The organism is Streptomyces sp. PTY087I2, assembly GCF_001687325.1.
Lineage (GTDB): Bacteria > Actinomycetota > Actinomycetes > Streptomycetales > Streptomycetaceae > Streptomyces.
In genome coordinates this window covers 1-17,568 of sequence record NZ_LZRD01000063.1, presented here as the reverse complement: position 1 = coordinate 17,568, position 17,568 = coordinate 1, and the positions used below count along the sequence as shown (strand labels likewise).

The 17,568-nt window shown below is 73.1% G+C and carries 14 protein-coding genes; 11 read left to right on the top strand and 3 right to left on the bottom strand.

Annotation, left to right across the window (positions count from 1 at the left end; translation table 11 throughout):
* The 4 genes from A3Q37_RS34695 to nudC form a co-directional block, all read left to right on the top strand.
* Positions 1-2,594 (top strand): ATP-dependent DNA helicase (locus A3Q37_RS34695; RefSeq protein WP_065491134.1); only part of this gene is annotated, 2,594 nt, incomplete at its 5' end.
* A gap of 86 nt (positions 2,595-2,680) precedes the next feature.
* Positions 2,681-6,229, top strand: coding sequence for an ATP-dependent DNA helicase (locus A3Q37_RS34690; protein WP_065491132.1), 3,549 nt, complete (start codon positions 2,681-2,683; stop codon positions 6,227-6,229).
* A 10-nt stretch (positions 6,230-6,239) separates the two neighbouring features.
* Complete coding sequence (locus A3Q37_RS34685; protein WP_065491130.1) at positions 6,240-7,646, top strand: dipeptidase; 1,407 nt, start codon at positions 6,240-6,242, stop codon at positions 7,644-7,646.
* A 53-nt stretch (positions 7,647-7,699) separates the two neighbouring features.
* Complete coding sequence (nudC, locus tag A3Q37_RS34680) at positions 7,700-8,656, top strand: NAD(+) diphosphatase (protein WP_065491128.1); 957 nt, start codon at positions 7,700-7,702, stop codon at positions 8,654-8,656.
* An 87-nt stretch (positions 8,657-8,743) separates the two neighbouring features.
* Here nudC and A3Q37_RS34675 read toward each other — a convergent pair whose 3' ends face one another.
* On the bottom strand, positions 8,744-8,998 hold the full coding sequence (locus A3Q37_RS34675) for a glutaredoxin domain-containing protein (RefSeq protein WP_030113660.1): 255 nt from the start codon (positions 8,996-8,998) through the stop codon (positions 8,744-8,746).
* A 180-nt stretch (positions 8,999-9,178) separates the two neighbouring features.
* On the opposite strand from A3Q37_RS34675, the gene A3Q37_RS34670 reads away from it, so the two are divergent.
* The 5 genes from A3Q37_RS34670 to A3Q37_RS34655 all read left to right on the top strand — a co-directional run bounded on the left by A3Q37_RS34670 (position 9,179) and on the right by A3Q37_RS34655 (position 13,264).
* Positions 9,179-11,458, top strand: coding sequence for an ATP-dependent DNA helicase UvrD2 (locus tag A3Q37_RS34670; protein ID WP_079138121.1), 2,280 nt, complete (start codon positions 9,179-9,181; stop codon positions 11,456-11,458).
* Between the two features lie 176 nt (positions 11,459-11,634).
* On the top strand, positions 11,635-11,961 hold the full coding sequence (locus A3Q37_RS36220) for a hypothetical protein (RefSeq protein ID WP_079138120.1): 327 nt from the start codon (positions 11,635-11,637) through the stop codon (positions 11,959-11,961).
* A gap of 176 nt (positions 11,962-12,137) precedes the next feature.
* A complete protein-coding gene (locus tag A3Q37_RS34665) occupies positions 12,138-12,506 on the top strand; it encodes a WhiB family transcriptional regulator (protein WP_065491124.1) in 369 nt (122 codons plus the stop codon).
* Positions 12,503-12,862, top strand: a complete 360-nt coding sequence (locus tag A3Q37_RS34660; RefSeq protein ID WP_065491122.1) for a hypothetical protein — start codon at positions 12,503-12,505, stop codon at positions 12,860-12,862. The genes A3Q37_RS34665 and A3Q37_RS34660 overlap by 4 nt, the downstream gene beginning before the upstream one ends.
* 144 nt (positions 12,863-13,006) lie before the next feature.
* Positions 13,007-13,264: a hypothetical protein gene (locus A3Q37_RS34655; protein ID WP_065491120.1), complete on the top strand. Its 258-nt coding sequence runs from the start codon at positions 13,007-13,009 to the stop codon at positions 13,262-13,264.
* 56 nt (positions 13,265-13,320) lie between these two features.
* Here the strand turns inward: A3Q37_RS34655 and A3Q37_RS34650 are convergent, their stop codons facing one another.
* Both A3Q37_RS34650 and A3Q37_RS34645 read right to left on the bottom strand, forming a co-directional pair.
* Positions 13,321-14,769, bottom strand: coding sequence for an AarF/ABC1/UbiB kinase family protein (locus tag A3Q37_RS34650; protein ID WP_065491118.1), 1,449 nt, complete (start codon positions 14,767-14,769; stop codon positions 13,321-13,323).
* A 65-nt stretch (positions 14,770-14,834) separates the two neighbouring features.
* Positions 14,835-15,959 (bottom strand): ThiF family adenylyltransferase, encoded by a 1,125-nt coding sequence (locus A3Q37_RS34645; RefSeq protein ID WP_065491117.1) that lies wholly within the window; start codon positions 15,957-15,959, stop codon positions 14,835-14,837.
* A 268-nt stretch (positions 15,960-16,227) separates the two neighbouring features.
* Between A3Q37_RS34645 and A3Q37_RS34640 the strand changes: the two genes are divergently transcribed.
* Positions 16,228-16,851 carry a M48 family metallopeptidase gene (locus tag A3Q37_RS34640; RefSeq protein WP_065491115.1) on the top strand — a complete coding sequence of 208 codons (624 nt, stop codon included), beginning with the start codon at positions 16,228-16,230 and terminating at the stop codon, positions 16,849-16,851.
* Positions 16,852-16,971: 120 nt separating this feature from the next.
* On the top strand, positions 16,972-17,568 hold a 597-nt coding region (locus A3Q37_RS34635), incomplete at its 3' end, for a TerD family protein (protein WP_141693644.1).

Below are 17,568 nucleotides of genomic sequence, written 5' to 3'. Positions count from 1 at the left end.
AGGGCGTGCGCGGCGAGGGCGTGCGCGGCGAGGCTGCGCGTGGCGGGCGGACGCTGATCGCCTTCGGCGACCCCGACCAGTCGATCTACACCTTCCGGGGCGCCGACGTGAACGGCATCCTCGACTTCCCGGACACCTTCCGCCGGGCGGACGGGACCCCCGCCCCCGTGGGCGTCCTCACCACCTCGCGCCGCTCCGGGGCCGGACTGCTGGCGGCGACCCGGCTGCTCACCCGGCGGATGCCGCTGACCCGGCTGCCCGCCGACACGGTCCGCGCCCACCGCGAGCTGCACGCCGTCCGGGACGGCGGCCGCGTCGAGACGTACACCTACCCGACCGCCCCCACGGAGCTGGAGAACATCGCGGACCTGCTGCGCCGCGCCCACCTGGAGGACGGGGTTCCGTGGCAGGAGATGGCCGTGCTGGTACGGGCCGGAGGCCGCTCGCTGCCCGCCGTCCGCCGCGCCCTCACCTCCGCCGGCGTCCCCCTGGAGGTCGACGGCGACGACCTCCCGCTGCGCCACGAACCGGCCGTCGCCCCGCTGCTGACGGCTCTGCGGGCGGTGGCGACGGCAGCGCTGCACCGCGTCCCGGAGGGGGACCAGGACGAGGCGGACGGGCCGGAACAGGACGAGGTGGACGGGGCGGACCCGGGCGACATCGGCGGGGCGGACCCGGGCGGGACTGGCGGGGCGGGTCGTGCCGGGGCCCGGACGTCCTCCTGGCTCGACACCGAGACCGCCCTCAGCCTCCTCACCTCACCCCTCGGCTCCATGGACGCCGCCGACCTGCGCCGCCTCGGCCGTGCCCTGCGCGACGAGGAGCGCGCCGCCGGGATCCGGGTCCCCGCCCCCTCCGACGAGCTGCTGGCCCGCGCCCTCGCCGAACCCGAACGCCTTGTCACGCACGACCCGGCGTACGCCCACGGCGCGCAGCGCCTCGGCGCGCTTCTGCGCAAGGCCCGCGAACTTCTCGAAGGCGGCGGCACCGCCGAGGAGGCCCTGTGGACCCTGTGGAACGGCACGCCCTGGCCCGGCAGGCTGGAGCGGGCCGCGCTGCGCGGCGGGGCGGGCGGCCGCAACGCCGACCGCGATCTCGACGCGGTGTGCGCCCTGTTCGACACGGCCGCCCGCGCCGAGGAGCGCACCGGCGGGCGCGGGGCCCTCAACTTCCTGGAGGAGGTCGACGCCCAGGACATCGCCGCCGACACCCTCTCCCGGCGGACCGCCCGCCCCGACGCCGTACGCCTGATGACCTCCCACCGCGCCAAGGGCCTGGAGTGGCGGCTCGTCGTCGTCGCCGGGGTCCAGGAGGGCGTCTGGCCCGATCTGCGCCGCCGGGGCTCCCTCCTGGAGGCGGACCGGATCGGCCGCGACGGGCTCGCCGAACCCCTCACGCCCGGCGCCCTCCTCGCCGAGGAGCGCCGCCTCTTCTACGTCGCCGCCACCCGCGCCCGCGAACGCCTGATCGTCACCGCCGTGAAGGCCCCCGCCGACGACGGCGACCAGCCCTCCCGCTTCCTCACCGAGCTGGGCGTCGAACCCCGCGACGTCACCGGCCGCCCGCGCCGCCCCCTCGCCGTCGCCGCGCTCGTCGCCGAACTGCGCGCCACGACCGTCGACCCGGCCGCGTCCGACGCGCTGCGCGAGGCCGCCGCGCACCGCCTCGCCCGGCTCGCCGCGCTCACCGACGACGAGGGCCAGCCGCTGGTGCCCGCGGCCCACCCGTACCGCTGGTGGGGCCTGGAGGAGCCGACCCGCTCCGCCGTCCCGCTACGCGACCGCGACCAGGCTCTCTCCCTTTCTCCTTCGGCTCTGGAACAGCTCGCCAACACCTGTGCCCTCCAGTGGTTCCTGGGCCGCGAGGTGAAGGCCGACGCCCCGGCCACCGCCGCCCAGGGGTTCGGCAACGTCGTCCACGTACTCGCCGACGAGGTCGCCTCCGGCCGGACCCCCGCCGACCTGGACGTCCTGATGGAACGGCTGGACTCCGTCTGGAACGGCCTCGCCTTCGACGCCCCCTGGAAGTCCGAGCAGGAGAAGGACCAGGCCCGCGCTGCCCTGGAACGCTTCCTGCACTGGCACGTCCTGGACCGGGCCGGCCGGACCCCCACCGCGAGCGAGCACGACTTCGACGTGACGCTGGAGGCGGGGGAGTACGCCGTCCGCATCCGGGGCTCCATGGACCGGGTCGAACAGGACGCCGAGGGCCGGGCGTACGTCGTCGACTTCAAGACCGGCAAGGGCGCCCCCACCAAGGACGAGGTCGCCGCCCACCCCCAGCTTGCCGTCTACCAGCTCGCCGTCCGCGAGGGCGCGGTCGACGAGGTCTTCGACGGCAACCGCCCCGAACCGGGCGGTGCCGAACTGGTCCAGCTCCGGCAGCCCGCGCCCAAGAAGGAGGGCGGCGAAGCCTTCCCCAAGGTTCAGGCCCAGGAACCGCTCGCGGGGGAGTGGGTCTCCGACCTGCTCGCCACCGCCGCCGGAAAGGTCCTGGACGAACGGTTCACGCCCACCACCGGAACGCACTGCTCCCACTGCACCTTCCGGGCCTCGTGCAGCGCACAGCCGGAGGGGCGGCAGGTGGTGGAGTAGTCGCCGCATCCGGTCGCCAGGGGGTGGATCAGCCGCCGCATCCGGTTCGTACGGGGTTGTCAGCGGTCCCGGTTAACGTTGTTGGGGTGTCCTCACGCATCACCGATCCCGAGCAGCTCAAGGAGCTCCTCGGGATTCCGTTCACCCCGGAGCAGACGGCCTGCATCATCGCGCCGCCCGCCCCGCAGGTGATCGTGGCCGGAGCCGGGTCGGGCAAGACCACGGTGATGGCCGCCCGGGTGGTCTGGCTGGTCGGCACCGGACAGGTCGCGCCCGAGCAGGTCCTCGGCCTCACCTTCACCAACAAGGCGGCGGGCGAGCTGGCCGAGCGCGTCCGCAAGGCGCTGATCGCCGCCGGCGTCACCGACCCCGACGTCATCGACCCGGACAACCCTCCGGGCGAGCCCACCATCTCCACGTACCACGCGTTCGCCGGCCGCCTCCTCACCGAGCACGGCCTGCGTATCGGCCTGGAGCCCTCCACCCGCCTCCTCGCCGATGCCACGCGCTACCAGCTGGCAGCAAAGGTGCTGCGCGAGGCCCCGGGTCCGTATCCGGCGCTCACGCGCTCCTTCTCCACCCTGGTCAGCGATCTGCTCGCGCTCGACGGGGAGCTGTCCGAACACCTCGTACGGCCGGAGACGCTGGAGACGTACGACACCGAGCTGCTGCGGGACCTGGCCGCCGCCAAGCTCAGCAACGCCGACCTGCGCAAGATCCCCGAGGCCGCCGAGGCCCGCCGCGCGCTCCTCGGCCTCACCGAGCGCTACCGGGCCGCCAAGCGCAGCCGGGACCTGCTGGACTTCGGCGACCAGATCGCTCTCTCCGCCGAGCTGGCCCTCACCCGGCCCGAGGTGGGGGCGATCCTGCGCGAGGAGTTCCGGGTCGTCCTCCTCGACGAGTACCAGGACACGTCGGTGGCCCAGCGGCTGCTGCTCTCGGCGCTGTTCGGCAGCGGTGGTACGGGCTCCGGCGCCGACCACCCCGCGCCCACCGGCCACGCGGTCACCGCTGTCGGCGACCCCTGCCAGGCGATCTACGGCTGGCGCGGCGCGTCCGTCGCCAACCTCGACGACTTCCCCGAGCACTTCCCGCACGCCGACGGCACCCCCGCCACCCGCTACAGCCTCAGCGAGAACCGGCGCAGCGGCGGCCGCCTCCTCCAGCTCGCCAACGGCCTCGCCGAACCGCTGCGGGCGATGCACGAGGGCGTCGATGCGCTGCGCCCCGCGCCGGGAGCCGAGCGCGACGGCGTGGTCCGCTGCGCCCTGCTGCGTACGCACACCGAGGAGATCGACTGGCTCGCCGACTCCCTCGCCCACCTCGTGCGCACCGGCACCCCGCCCGGCGAGATCGCCGTTCTGTGCCGCACCGCCGGGGACTTCCCCGCGATCCAGGCGGCCCTGGTCGCCCGGGACATCCCGGTCGAGGTCGTCGGCCTCGCCGGGCTGCTGCATCTGCCCGAGGTGGCCGACCTGGTCGCCGTCTGCGAGGTGCTCCAGGACCCGGGGGCCAACGCGTCGCTGGTCCGCCTCCTCACCGGACCGCGCTGGCGCATCGGCCCCCGCGACCTCGCCCTGCTGGGCCGCCGCGCCCGCCTGCTCGTCCACCGGGCCGCCCAGGGGGAGGACGCCGACCCGGACCGGCGGCTCGCGGAGGCCGTCGAGGGCACGGACCCGGCCGAGGTGATATCGCTCGCGGACGCGCTGGACACCTTCCTCATCGCCGGGGACGCGGCGGACGACGGGCTGCCGTTCTCGGCCGAGGCCCGCATTCGCTTCGCCCGTCTCGCCCGGGAGCTGCGCGACCTGCGCCGCTCGCTCGCGGACCCCCTGATGGACGTGCTGCACCGGGTCCTGGCCACCACCGGCCTGGAGGTCGAGCTGTCCGCCTCCCCGCAGGCGCTGGCCGCCCGCCGCCGCGAGACCCTGGCCAACTTCCTGGACATAGCGGCCCGGTTCGCCTCGCTGGACGGGGAGGCGTCGCTGCTCGCCTTCCTCGGCTTCCTGCGGACCGCCGCGCAGTACGAGAAGGGCCTCGACAACGCGCTGCCCGGCGGCGAGAACACCGTGAAGGTCCTCACCGCCCACAAGTCCAAGGGCCTGGAGTGGGACGTCGTCGCCGTCCCCGGACTGGTCACCGGCCAGTTCCCCAGCGGCCAGTCCCGGGACGCCTGGACCGCCCAGGCCAAGGTGCTCCCGCACGCCCTGCGCGGCGACGCGGCGACGCTCCCGGGACTGGATTCGTACGACGCCAAGGGGATCAAGGCGTTCAAGGAGGAGATGAAGGAGCACCAGCACACGGAGGAACTGCGCCTGGGGTACGTCACCTTCACCCGCCCCCGCTCCCTGCTCCTCGGCTCCGGCCACTGGTGGGGCCCGTCCCAGAAGAAGACGCGCGGCCCGTCCGCCTTCCTGGAAGCGCTGTACGAGCACTGCGCGGCGGGCCACGGCGAGATCGAGGCCTGGGCGGACGAGCCCGCCGAGGACGAGGAGAACCCGGCCCTCGCGGAGCGCGACGCCGACCTGGCCTGGCCGCTGCCGCTCGACGCCGACGCCCTGGCCCGCCGCCGGGCCGCCCGCGACACAGTGCTGGCGCACCTGGAGCGCATGGCCGTCCAGGGGGACGAGCAGGCGCCGGGGTACGGACCCGGACCCGACGACGTACCGGCGTACGAACCCTGGGACGAGGAACCTCCGCTCGACGAGCCACCGGCCGACGAGGACTGGGACTGGGACGCGCTTCCCAGCGAGCGCCCCGCGGAACCCGTTCCGGGCACGGCCTCGGAGCCCGTACGGGAGCGGGCACCGGCCCCGGAAGCATCACCGCACATCCCGGCGGCCCGCCACCCGCAGGAGGACCCGGAGCAGCGGCTGACCCCGGAGACCCCAGCAGCCCGCCCCGTCCCGGAACCCACCGATGCGGCCGACCGCCTCACCCCCGAGGAAGCCCGCACCCTCGACTCCTGGGACCGGGACCTGGACGCCCTCGCCGGGGAGCTGCGCCGCGCCCGCGCCACCGTGCGCGAGGTGGTCATCCCGGCCGCCCTCTCCGCCACCCAGCTGCTCCGCCTGGCCGAGGACCCCGACGCCTTCGCCCAGGAGCTGGCCCGCCCCATGCCCCGCCCGCCGCAGCCCGCCGCCCGCCGGGGCACCCGGTTCCACGCCTGGGTGGAGTCCCGGTACGAGGAGCTGCCGCTGCCCATGCTCGGCCCCGACGAGCTGCCCGGCGGCGACGGGAGCGACGCCGAGATCGCCGACGAGCGGGACCTCGCCGAGCTGAAGGAGGCGTTCGAGCGCACCGCGTACGCCCGGCGCACGCCGTACCGCGTCGAGACCCCCTTCCAGATCACCCTGGCGGGCCGGGTGATCCGGGGCCGGATCGACGCCGTCTACCGCACGGGCGACACCTACGAGATCGTCGACTGGAAGACCACCCGCCACCGCACCGCCGACCCGCTCCAGCTCGCCGTCTACCGGCTGGCCTGGGCCGAGCTGCACGATCTGCCGCTCGCCGCGGTCACCGCCACGTTCCTCTACGTACGCACGGGGGAGACCGTCCATCCGCAGGGGCTGCCGGGCCGGGCCGAGCTGGAGCGGATCCTGCTGGACGAGCCGGACCCCGGGGACGGATAGGCTCAAGAGCATGAGCGAGACCCCGGACAGCGCCGTCCGTACGTACACCGAACAGCACCGCGCCGCCTTCCTCGACGACCTCGCCGAGTGGCTGCGCATCCCCTCCGTCTCCGCGCAGCCGGAGCACGCCGGGGACGTACGGCGCAGCGCCGAGTGGCTGAGCGCCAAGCTCAAGGAGATCGGCTTCCCGGTCGCCGAGATCTGGGAGACCCCCGGCGCCCCGGCGGTCTTCGCCGAGTGGCCCAGCGAGGACCCCGGCGCCCCGACCGTCCTGGTCTACGGCCACCACGACGTGCAGCCCGCGGCCCGGGAGGACGGCTGGGCGACCGACCCGTTCGAGCCGGTGATCCGGGACGGCCGGATGTACGGGCGCGGCGCGGCCGACGACAAGGGCCAGGTGTTCTTCCACACCCTGGGCGTCCGCGCGCACCTCGCCGTGACCGGCCGCACCACCCCCGCCGTGAACCTCAAGCTGCTGATCGAGGGCGAGGAGGAGTCCGGCTCCCCGAACTTCCGCGCCCTCGCCGAGCAGCACGCCGACCGGCTCGCCGCCGACGCGGTGATCGTCTCGGACACCGGCATGTGGGGCGAGGACACCCCGACCGTCTGCACGGGCATGCGCGGCCTCGCCGAGTGCGAGATCCAGCTGTACGGGCCCGCCCAGGACATCCACTCCGGATCGTTCGGCGGCGCCGTCCCCAACCCCGCCACCGAGATCGCCCGGCTGGTCGCCGCCCTCCACGACGAGGACGGCCACGTCGCGATCCCCGGCTTCTACGACGGGGTCACCGACCTCACCGACACCGAGCGGGCGCTGTTCGCGGAGCTGCCCTTCGACGAGGCGACCTGGCTCCGTACGGCGAAGTCGGGCGCCGCGTCCGGCGAGGCCGGATATTCCACGTTGGAGCGCGTCTGGGCCCGCCCCACCGCCGAGGTCAACGGCATCGGCGGCGGCTATCAGGGCGCCGGAAGCAAGACGATCATCCCCTCCTCCGCCCTGGTGAAGATCAGCTTCCGGCTGGTCGACGGCCAGGACCCCGACGACGTGCGGAAGGCCGTCCGCGCCTGGGTGGAGTCCCGCATTCCGGCGGGCATCCGGCACACCATCGCCTTCCAGCCCGCCACCCGCCCCTGCCTCACCCCGCTGGACCACCCCGCCCTCCAGGCCGTCGCCCGCGCGATGGGCCGCGCTTTCGGCAAGAAGATCCTCTTCACCCGCGAAGGAGGCTCGGGCCCGGCCGCCGACCTCAGGGACGTGCTCGGCGCCCCCGTCCTCTTCCTCGGCATCTCCGTACCCTCCGACGGCTGGCACGCGCCCGACGAGAAGGTCGAGCTGGACCTGCTGCTCAAGGGCGTGGAGACGACCGCCCACCTGTGGGGCGAACTGGCCACGGCGCTCGGGCGTGTCCGGCCATGAACCCCGCCCCACCTCCGTACGCCCGATCCACCCAGGGGGAGTAGGAAGCACCTGTGAGCACCTTCGACAACGCCACCGCAGACCGCCCGATCGGCCTCACCGCGCCGAGCGGCATCGACCGCGCGGCACACCACCGTCTCGACGAGGCGTGGCTGGCCGTGGCGTGGAGCCACCCGACGACCCGCGTCTTCGTCGTCTCCGGCGGGCAGGTGCTGATCGACGACACCCCCGACGGGGGCACCGAGATCGTCATGACCCCGGCCTTCGAGGCCCCGGTCACCGAGACCCACCGGTACTTCCTCGGCACCGACGAGGACGGCGTCAGCTACTTCGCGCTTCAGAAGGACTCGCTGCCCGGCCGCATGGACCAGTCGGCCCGCCCGGCCGGACTCCGCGAGGCGGGCCTGCTGCTGGGCCCCCGGGACGCGGGGCTGATGGTGCACGCCGTCGCCCTGGAGAACTGGCAGCGGCTCCACCGCTTCTGCTCCCGCTGCGGCGAACGCACCGTCATCGCGGCGGCCGGCCACATCCGCCGCTGCCAGGCCTGCGGGGCCGAGCACTACCCGCGCACCGACCCGGCGGTCATCATGCTGGTCACCGACGACCAGGACCGGGCGCTGCTCGGCCGCCAGGTGCACTGGCCCGAGGGCCGCTTCTCCACGCTCGCCGGATTCGTCGAGCCGGGGGAGTCGATCGAGCAGTCCGTGGCCCGCGAGGTCTACGAAGAGGCCGGGATCACCGTCGGCGACGTCGAGTACATCGCCAGCCAGCCGTGGCCGTTCCCCTCCAGCCTGATGCTCGGCTTCATGGCGCGGGCCACCTCCTTCGACATCACCGTCGACGGCGAGGAGATCGAGGAGGCCCGCTGGTTCTCCCGCGAGGACCTCACCGCCGCCTTCGAGTCCGGCGAGATCATGCCCCCGTTCGGCATCTCCATCGCGTCCCGCCTGATCGAGCTCTGGTACGGCAAGCCGCTCCCGAAGCCGGGTGCGGTGAAGCGGACCGCCTGAGGTCCGCGCCTTTGTTCGGACACACGACTGCCCCCGGCGGTGCCGGGGGCAGTGGTACGCGCGACGGGCAGGCGTCGCTCCGCCGGATCAGGCGGCGAGCGCCTGCTTCACCTGGGCGAGCGACGGGTTCGTCATGACCGACTCGGTGCCCGAGGGGGACACGATCAGCAGCGTGGGGACCGTCTGGTTTCCGCCATTCGCCTTCTCGACGAACGCGGCCGACTCCGGGTCGTGCTCGATGTTGACCTCGTTGTACGCGATGCCCTCGCGGTCCATCTGGCTCTTCAGCCGACGGCAGTAGCCGCACCAGGTGGTGCTGTACATCGTCACAGTGCCCGCCATGTCGCTGGCGCTCCTTCGTCTCGTCCGTACCGCTGCGCGGCCGGCAGCGTCACATGCGGACCGGCCGCTCACCGCAGCGCTCCCGCAAGATTAAGGAACGTACGGAGGGCGGCCCCCATTCCCGGGGGGCCGGCAGGCGCCTTGGTGTGCCGGTGTGCCGGTACGTGTCTCGTATGACTAATGGCTCACGCCTGTGGACGACCGCCGCATCCGCCCCCGGGGACCTGGCAGCATGGCGGGGTGACAGCAGCAACGCACTCCACCCTCTTCCCGCGGGTCCCCGAGACCCCGGACGCCGTGCTCGACGGGCTCGACCCCGAGCAGCGCGAGGTGGCGCTCGCCCTGCACGGACCGGTGTGCGTGCTGGCCGGAGCCGGTACGGGCAAGACCCGCGCGATCACCCACCGCATCGCGTACGGGGTGCGGGCGGGCATCCTCCAGCCCGCCACGGTCCTCGCCGTCACGTTCACCAACCGGGCCGCCGGAGAGATGCGCGGCCGCCTCCGCCAGCTCGGCGCGACCGGCGTCCAGGCGCGGACCTTCCACTCCGCCGCGCTCCGGCAGCTCCAGTATTTCTGGCCGAAAGCAGTCGGTGGTGAGCTGCCCCGGCTGCTGGAGCGGAAGGTGCAGCTGGTCGCCGAGGCGGCCGCCCGCTGCGAGCTCCGGCTCGACCGCACCGAGCTGCGGGACGTCACCGGCGAGATCGAATGGGCCAAGGTCACCCAGACCGTCCCCGCCGACTACGCGACGGCCGTCGCCAAGACCCAGCGGGACGCCCCCCGGGATCCGGCGGTGCTCTCCCAGATCTACTCCACGTACGAACAGCTCAAGCGCGACCGCTCGGTGATCGACTTCGAGGACGTGCTGCTGCTGATGGTCGGCATCCTCCAGGACCGGGGAGACATCGCCGACCATGTGCGCGGCCAGTACCAGCACTTCGTCGTCGACGAGTACCAGGACGTGAGCCCGCTCCAGCAGCGGCTGCTCGACCTCTGGGTGGGCGACCGGGACAATCTCTGCGTCGTCGGCGACGCCAGCCAGACGATCTACTCCTTCACCGGGGCCACCCCCGACCACCTGCTGAACTTCCGCACCCGCCACCCCGGGGCGACCGTCGTCAAGCTGGTCCGGGACTACCGCTCCACCCCCCAGGTCGTCCACCTCGCCAACGGCCTCCTCAGCCAGGCCCACGGCAAGGCCGCCGACCACCGCCTGGAGCTGGTCTCGCAGCGGGACAAGGGCCCCGAGCCGGTCTACACGGAGTACGGGGACGAGCCCACCGAGGCCGAGTCCACCGCCCGGCGCATCCGCGACCTCATCGCCGCGGGCGTGCCCGCCGGCGAGATCGCCGTGCTCTACCGGGTCAACTCCCAGTCCGAGGTCTACGAGCAGGCCCTCGCGGACGCCGGGGTGCCCTACCAGCTGCGCGGCGCCGAGCGGTTCTTCGAGCGGGCCGAGGTCCGCGAGGCGGGCACCGCCCTGCGCGGCGCGGCCCGCGCCGGGGGCAACGACTCCCTCCTCGACGGGGCGGAGGACCTGGCCTCCCAGGTGCGGGCGGTGCTCTCCACCAAGGGCTGGACCACCCGCCCGCCCGCCGGCTCGGGCTCCGTGCGCGACCGCTGGGAGTCGCTGGCCGCGCTGGTGCGCCTGGCCGAGGACTTCGAGACGGCGAAACCGGGGGCGACCCTGACCGACCTGGTGCGTGAGCTCGACGAACGGGCGGCCGCCCAGCACGCCCCGACGGTCCAGGGGGTGACCCTGGCGTCGCTGCACGCCGCGAAGGGCCTCGAATGGGACGCCGTGTTCCTGGTCGGCCTGACCGAGGGCATGATGCCCATCGCCTACGCCAGGACCGACGAGCAGGTCGAGGAGGAGCGCCGCCTGCTGTACGTCGGAATCACCCGCGCCCGTGTCCACCTCTCGCTCTCCTGGGCGCTGTCCCGCTCGCCGGGGGGCAGGGCGAGCCGACGGCCGACCCGCTTCCTGAACGGGCTGCGGCCGGGCTCGACGGGGTCCGGTGCGCGGGGCGGCGTCGGCGGGGGCGGCGGGATCGACCGGGGCACCGGCCGGGCCGCGGCCGCCGGGCGGACCCCGGCCGTCGAGCGCAAGCCCAGGAGCCCGGTGCGCTGCCGGGTCTGCGGCCGGACGCTCACCGACGCGGGCGAGATGAAGCTGATGCGCTGCGAGGAGTGCCCGTCGGACATGGACGAGGCGCTGTACGAGCGGCTCCACGACTGGCGCGCCGGCCAGGCGGCTCTGCTGGGCCAGCCCGACTACTGCGTCTTCACCGAGAAGACCCTCATGGCGATCGCCGAGGCCGTGCCGTCCACCGAGGGCGAGCTGGTCGTCATCGCCGGTGTCGGCAACCGGAAGTTGAGCCGCTTCGGTGCCGACGTTCTGGCCATCTGCGCAGGTGAGACGGTTGGTGACGGGCCCGAGGAGGGCGCCGGCGAGACCTGAGAAAAACTCGTCCAGAAAATAGTTTGCGCCCGCACCAGTCGTCACCATAGGTTCTTAACCACGGGAACAGCGACTTCTCTGAAGCCCTGGCTCCGTGCTGTACTTAGTTGTACTTATCCGAATACGCAGGACCGGTTCCGGCCGGTCCCATGAGACGCCGAGAGGAGGCGATTGAAGTGATCAGCATCATCGAAACCCAGAAAATGACCGGTCTTTCGGTCGTCTCCGCCTGCTCGCTCGGCCTCACCCGTTCCGCGGCTGCCTCGCTCCACGCCACCGGTCTGTCCGGCATTTCTGCCGCCCGTCCGCTGTCTCCGGCGAGCCTCCCCGTGACGCGGGATCGCAATGAGCGACCGATCGAGGCACCGGCGGCAGCAGTAGCGAAGGCAGCGCAGGCTCAGGCCTATGCCTTTGCGGCAGCCGGTGCCGGAGTCAAGACGCAGATGCAGCACCACACGATGTGGGCCTTCCGTGGGCCTGAACCCTGGAGTGATCCAGCCTGATCCAGCATCAGGCCGGCGCCTTCAGGGCCGCGGAACCCCACTCGGGATCCGCGGCCCTTTTGTTTTGTCCGAACGGACGGAACGGAACGAAGGAGCCTCGGGACAAGCAGGACCTGGTACCAGAAGCCGCCAACCGGCCAACAGGCCGGCACGACCAGACGAGGACACCACCCACCGTGCACACCGAAACGCACGCCCCGTCAGTACCGCTCTCCACCCCGATCTCGCCGCCCGGCTCCACGGAGGACTCCACCTTGACCCCGCTCACCACGCTCACCGCGCTCGACGACGCCATCGAGAACCTCGGTGTGCCCGTCCCGTGCCGCTCCTACGACCCGGAGGTCTTCTTCGCCGAGTCGCCCGCCGACGTCGAGTACGCCAAGTCCCTCTGCCGCACCTGCCCGCTCGTCGAGGCCTGCCTCGCCGGCGCGAAGGACCGCCGCGAGCCCTGGGGTGTCTGGGGTGGCGAGCTCTTCGTCCAGGGTGTCGTCGTGGCCCGCAAGCGTCCGCGTGGCCGTCCGCGCAAGAACCCGGTCGCAGCGTGACCGCGACCTGTGGGGTCCCCGCCCCCACCCTCAGTCCGCGCCTCGGAACGATCGACCGCCCCTACACACATGACCCCCGGAATCAGGCACCAATGATCACCCCCACGAAGGAGCCCGTCGGCTCCGCCACCCCCGACGTCACCATCATCGGCGCGAACGACTCGCGTCAGAACAGGACCCGCGAAATGCAACTCATCCCAGAAGCCCTGGCACGTGCGCATATGCACGACCGCCTGCGGGAGGCCCAGGAGGACCGCCAGTCGGCCCGCCTGCTCGCCGCCCGCCGGATGCAGCGCCGGGCGGAGCGCGCCTCGCTGCGCGCCCGCCGCGCGCTGGCCATGGCGGTCATGCACTGACGGTCACCCACTGACGGCCCTGCACGGACCGTCAACGCGCTGACCTGCGCAGCCATCACGCCCCGCGGGGCCGTTCGGACACCCGGACGGCCCCGCGGGGCGTTTCCGCTGTCGGCCGTCCGGTCGCGGGGATATCGTCGCGACGTGGACGAGGAGACCGATCCCCCCGAACAGCCCGAGAACCCCGAACAGCCCGAGAATCCCGAACAGTCCGGGAATCCGGAACAGCCCGCCACGGGAAGCACGGTGTGCGCCCGGTGCGGCGCCACCGCCGAAGGCGACACCGTCCCCGTGACCTGGCTCAGCTCCGTGGAGGACGGCCGCCGCCTCCTCTTCTGCGAGAGCTGCGCCCGCCTGCATATCCGCGCGATCGAGAGCCGCCTCGACTCACTCTGGTGGTGACGACGGAGGCGCCCCCGGCTTGGTGGTGACCCCGGAGGCGCGCCCCCGGCCCGCCTCTACACCCGGACCGCCTCCCCCTCCGGCTCGCCTTCTTCCGATGCCTCGGCCGCCTCCGGCGCTTGGGCTGCTTCTGGTGCTTCGGCTGCCTCGGCGAGGAACCCCGGCAGCCACCCCTCCAGCTCCTCGCGCAGCCGGACCGTCGCCCCGAGCTGGCACAGCACGCCGATCGTGCTGAGCGTCACCCGGTGTATCAGGACATAGGACGGGGGGAGGTTCAGCTGCCTGCCGAGCTGATGGGCGGGGGAGCGCGGGTCCGCTGTCCGGGCCGCCTGGTCGCGGATCCAGCCGCGGGTGAAGGTGAACTCCTCCACCCGCGTGGGCTCGATGATCGGCAGCAGATAGTCCAGGACCTCGTCCGGGTCCAGGTCGATCGACTCCTTCACGAAGTTCTCCTCGCGCAGCAGCCCGTACACCCCGGCCGCGTCGCCCTCCAGCGCCATCCTCAAGGAGTCGCCGATGGTCCGGGGCAGCCCGCCCGGAAGCCGGTCGACCGTGCCGAAGTCCAGCACCCCCAGCCGCCACGAACCGGCCGGGCCGCCTTCCTCCTCCGGCTGCCCCGCGTCCTGGACCGGGGGCAGCAGCCGGAAGTTGCCCGGATGCGGGTCGGCGTGCAGCAGACCGGTGCGCGCCGGACCGGAGAAGAGGAAGCGGGCCAGCAGCTGCCCCGCACGGTCCCGCTGCTCCGCCGAACCCTCCACGATCACCTCGGACAGCGGGATCCCGTCGATCCACTCCGTCACCAGCACCTGGTCGGCCTGGTGCACCACCTGAGGGATCACCACATCCGGGTCGTCCGCGAACTCCGCCGCGTGCTCCCGCTGCGTCTGAGCCTCCAGCTCGTAGTCCAGCTCCTCCGACACCCGGTCGCGCAGCTCCTTGATCACCGGCTTGATGTCCATCCCCGGGACCAGCGGACCGAGCAGCCGGGCGAAACGGCTGAGCTGGGCGAGGTCGGAGAGCAGCGCCTCGCCCGCCCCCGGATACTGCACCTTCACCGCGACCTCACGGCCGTCGTGCCACACCGCCCGGTGCACCTGCCCGATCGACGCGGCGGCCGCCGGCGTGTCCTCGAACTCCAGGAAATACTCCCGCCAGTCCTCCCCGATCCGCTCCGCGAGCACCCCGTGCACCGTGCGCGCGGGCAGTGGCGGCGCGGCCTCCTGAAGCTTGGTCAGCGCGGCCCGGTAGGGGCCGGCGATCTCCTCGGGGAGCGCCGACTCGAAGACCGAGAGGGCCTGGCCCAGCTTCATGGCCCCGCCCTTCAGCTCACCCAGGGTCTTGAACAGCTGGTCCGCCGTGCGCTGCTGGACCTCACGGGCGACCAGCTCGGCCGACTTCCCGCCGATCCGCTTGCCCAGCCCCCAGGTGGCACGGCCGGCGAAGCCGAGCGGAAGCGCGGCCAGCTTGGCCGTACGCGTAACCGCCTTCCGGGGAAGATCAGACATGTGTGCCCCTCCAGTTCCCAGACTGCCGTGCCGCTCGGGCCTCCGGTGGCACCCGGAGACGGCGGTCACCCCGCCATTGTGTCCTGCGCCGGAACGCCGCCCGAGACCCGTTCCCCTCCGGCTCCCCCGGCGGCCCCGCAGGAGCAGTCCGCATGCGGGCCGATCTGCTCGGAACGCCAGTCCAGCAGCGGCAGAGCGGCCTCCCAGCGCGCTCCGGTACAGGCCGGGAGGTCCCCGTCCAGGAACGCCAGGGCATGCGCCGCGGCCAGACCGGCGACCGCCGTGGCGAGCCCCAGATCGCAGGCGGGCACCGCTCCCCGCCGCCCGGAACGCCACTGCGCCAGCATCCGGGGCCACTGCGGATCGCGGTCCGCCCGGTGCAGCTCCAGGCAGCCCGCGCAGCCGGTGCCCCCGGGCAGGACGAGCGGACCGACCACCCCGGTGGCCTCGATCACGCCCGCATAGAGATGGGGAGTGCCCGCCGCGATCCAGGGACCCGCGGTGTCCGCGACGGGGGCGTACGCCGCGAGGCCGTCCCGGGGCGCGACGACGATCAGGGACAGACCGGGCTCCCCGGCGCTCTCCGCCGGGCCGGGCCCGGGCGCCGAACGGCGGACGAGCCGGCGGGCCGCCACATCGCGCCGTTCCCCGACGGACGCCGGAGGGAGGCCCCCGGGCGCCACGTCCCAGGGCTCGGCCCGGCCCCCGTCGAGCACCTCCACCCGCCCCACCCCCGCACCGGACAGCGCGGCGGCGATGGACGCCCCGACCCGGCCCGCACCCCTCACCTGCACCCGCATCTCCCGCCGGGCCCCCATCCGGCGCAGCCCGCCGCCGGGCTCGGGACGCACGACCGACAGCGAAGCCACGTCGGGGCGCTGGCGGTCCATCACTTCGGCACGGCGGCGCAGCACATCGGCTTCCGGACCGGCCGACCTCGGGTCGTCGAGGAGCCCGGCCTCCGTCAACCGAGCCAGCAGAACGTCCACATGATGTTCCGACAGGTCCAGGGCGCGCGCCTCCTCGTACAGCAGCGGCAGTCCGCGCGTGCCGTCGAGCAGCTCCAGGAAGCTCCCCGTCGCGATGTCCACCGGTCCGAGCGTCACCGCATGCGCGGGTGTCACACCGAACTGCACGGTGTTCCGTCCGCGCCAGGCGCGACGCAGTGCGGGCTTCAGCATCGGATACATGACTTCTCCCCCCGAGAAATGCCCCGGGCACGGGTGCGCCCGGTGACCTGCCGGCCCGGGGAACTTCGGATCTCTCCGCTCTTTCCGCAGGACCACCGCCAGAATGCGGGCCCGCCGCGAACTGTGCGCGGAGTTGTCCACAGGTGCGGGCTGTTCATCGGACAAGCAGTGGATCGCGGCCGGACCGTTCCCGGGCGGGGCTTCCTTCCCAGGCGGGACTTCCTTCCCGGGCGGGACTTCTTTCCCGGACAGCGGGTAACGTCGTGGCGTGCCCGCCCACCCCTCGTACGGCTCCGCCGGGGAGACCCCCGCGCGCAGCGCCGGAAGCCATCAGCGCAGCGCGGCAGCCCACCCGGCCCGCGCTTCGGCGACGAGCGCGGTCGAGGTCCGCAGATCCACCCGGCGCAGGAAGTCGGTCTCCGCCTACCGCGAGGGCGACCGCACGATCGTGCTCATCCCCGCCCGGATGTCGCAGGCGGAGGAGCGGCGCTGGGTGGGCGTGATGCTGGACAAGCTCGCCGCCCAGGAGAGCAAGCGCCACCTGGGCGACAGCGAACTCGCCGAGCGTGCCGCCCGGCTGTCCGCACAGTATTTCGACGGTCGCGCCCGGCCCGCCTCGGTGCGCTGGGTGACCAACCAGAACACCCGCTGGGGCTCGTGCACCCCCGCCGAGGGCAGCATCCGACTCTCGCACCGGCTCCAGGGCATGCCGGAGTACGTCGTCGACTACGTGCTCCTCCACGAGCTGGCTCATCTGCTCGTTCCCGGGCACGGGCCGGACTTCTGGCGGCTGCTGGAGGCGTATCCGCGCACCGAGCGCGCCCGGGGGTTCCTGGAGGGCGTGGTGGCGGCCGAGCGGCTGCCCCGGCTGCCCGCCGCCCGCGAGGAGTGACCGGGGCCGTACGCGTTCGCCGATTCTGTACCGGGTGTGTACCGGCTTGGTCCGATGTCGTTGTTTGCGGTTAGCCTGACGCGACGCATTTACCTTCGGGATGGGGGACGGTCGTTACGCATGGCCAGGGAATTCCAACGCGGCCACAAGGCCAGGATCAGTGATCTCACGGCAGGGACGGATCTGTACGTAGGCGTGCAGATCGCCGCACCGGGGCTGACCTTCGACATCAGCTGCTTCGGCCTCGACGCCGACGAGCAGCTCTCCGACGACCGGTACTTCATCTTCTTCAACCAGCCGAAATCGCCCGAGGAGTCCATCCAGCTCCTGGGCGCGCAGTCCGGTGACACCGAGTCCTTCCGCGTCACGCTCGACCGCATCCCGGCCGCCATCCAGAAGCTCTCCTTCACCGCGACGCTCGACGGCGCCGGGCAGATGTCCCAGATCGGCCCGGGGTACATCCGGATCGTCGCGGGCGGCGAGGAAGTGGTGCGGTACTCCTTCACCGGATCGGAGTTCACCACCGAACGCGCCGTGATGCTCGGCGACTTCTACCTGAAGGACGTCTGGCGTTTCGCCGCCGTCGGCCAGGGTTTCGACGGCGGTCTCGAAGCGCTCCTGAAGAACTTCGGCGGCGAGGTCGCCGAGGAGGAGGCGCCGCCCGCCCCGGCGGCCGCCGCCCCGGGCTTCGCCCCGCCGGCCCAGGCCGCCGCGCCC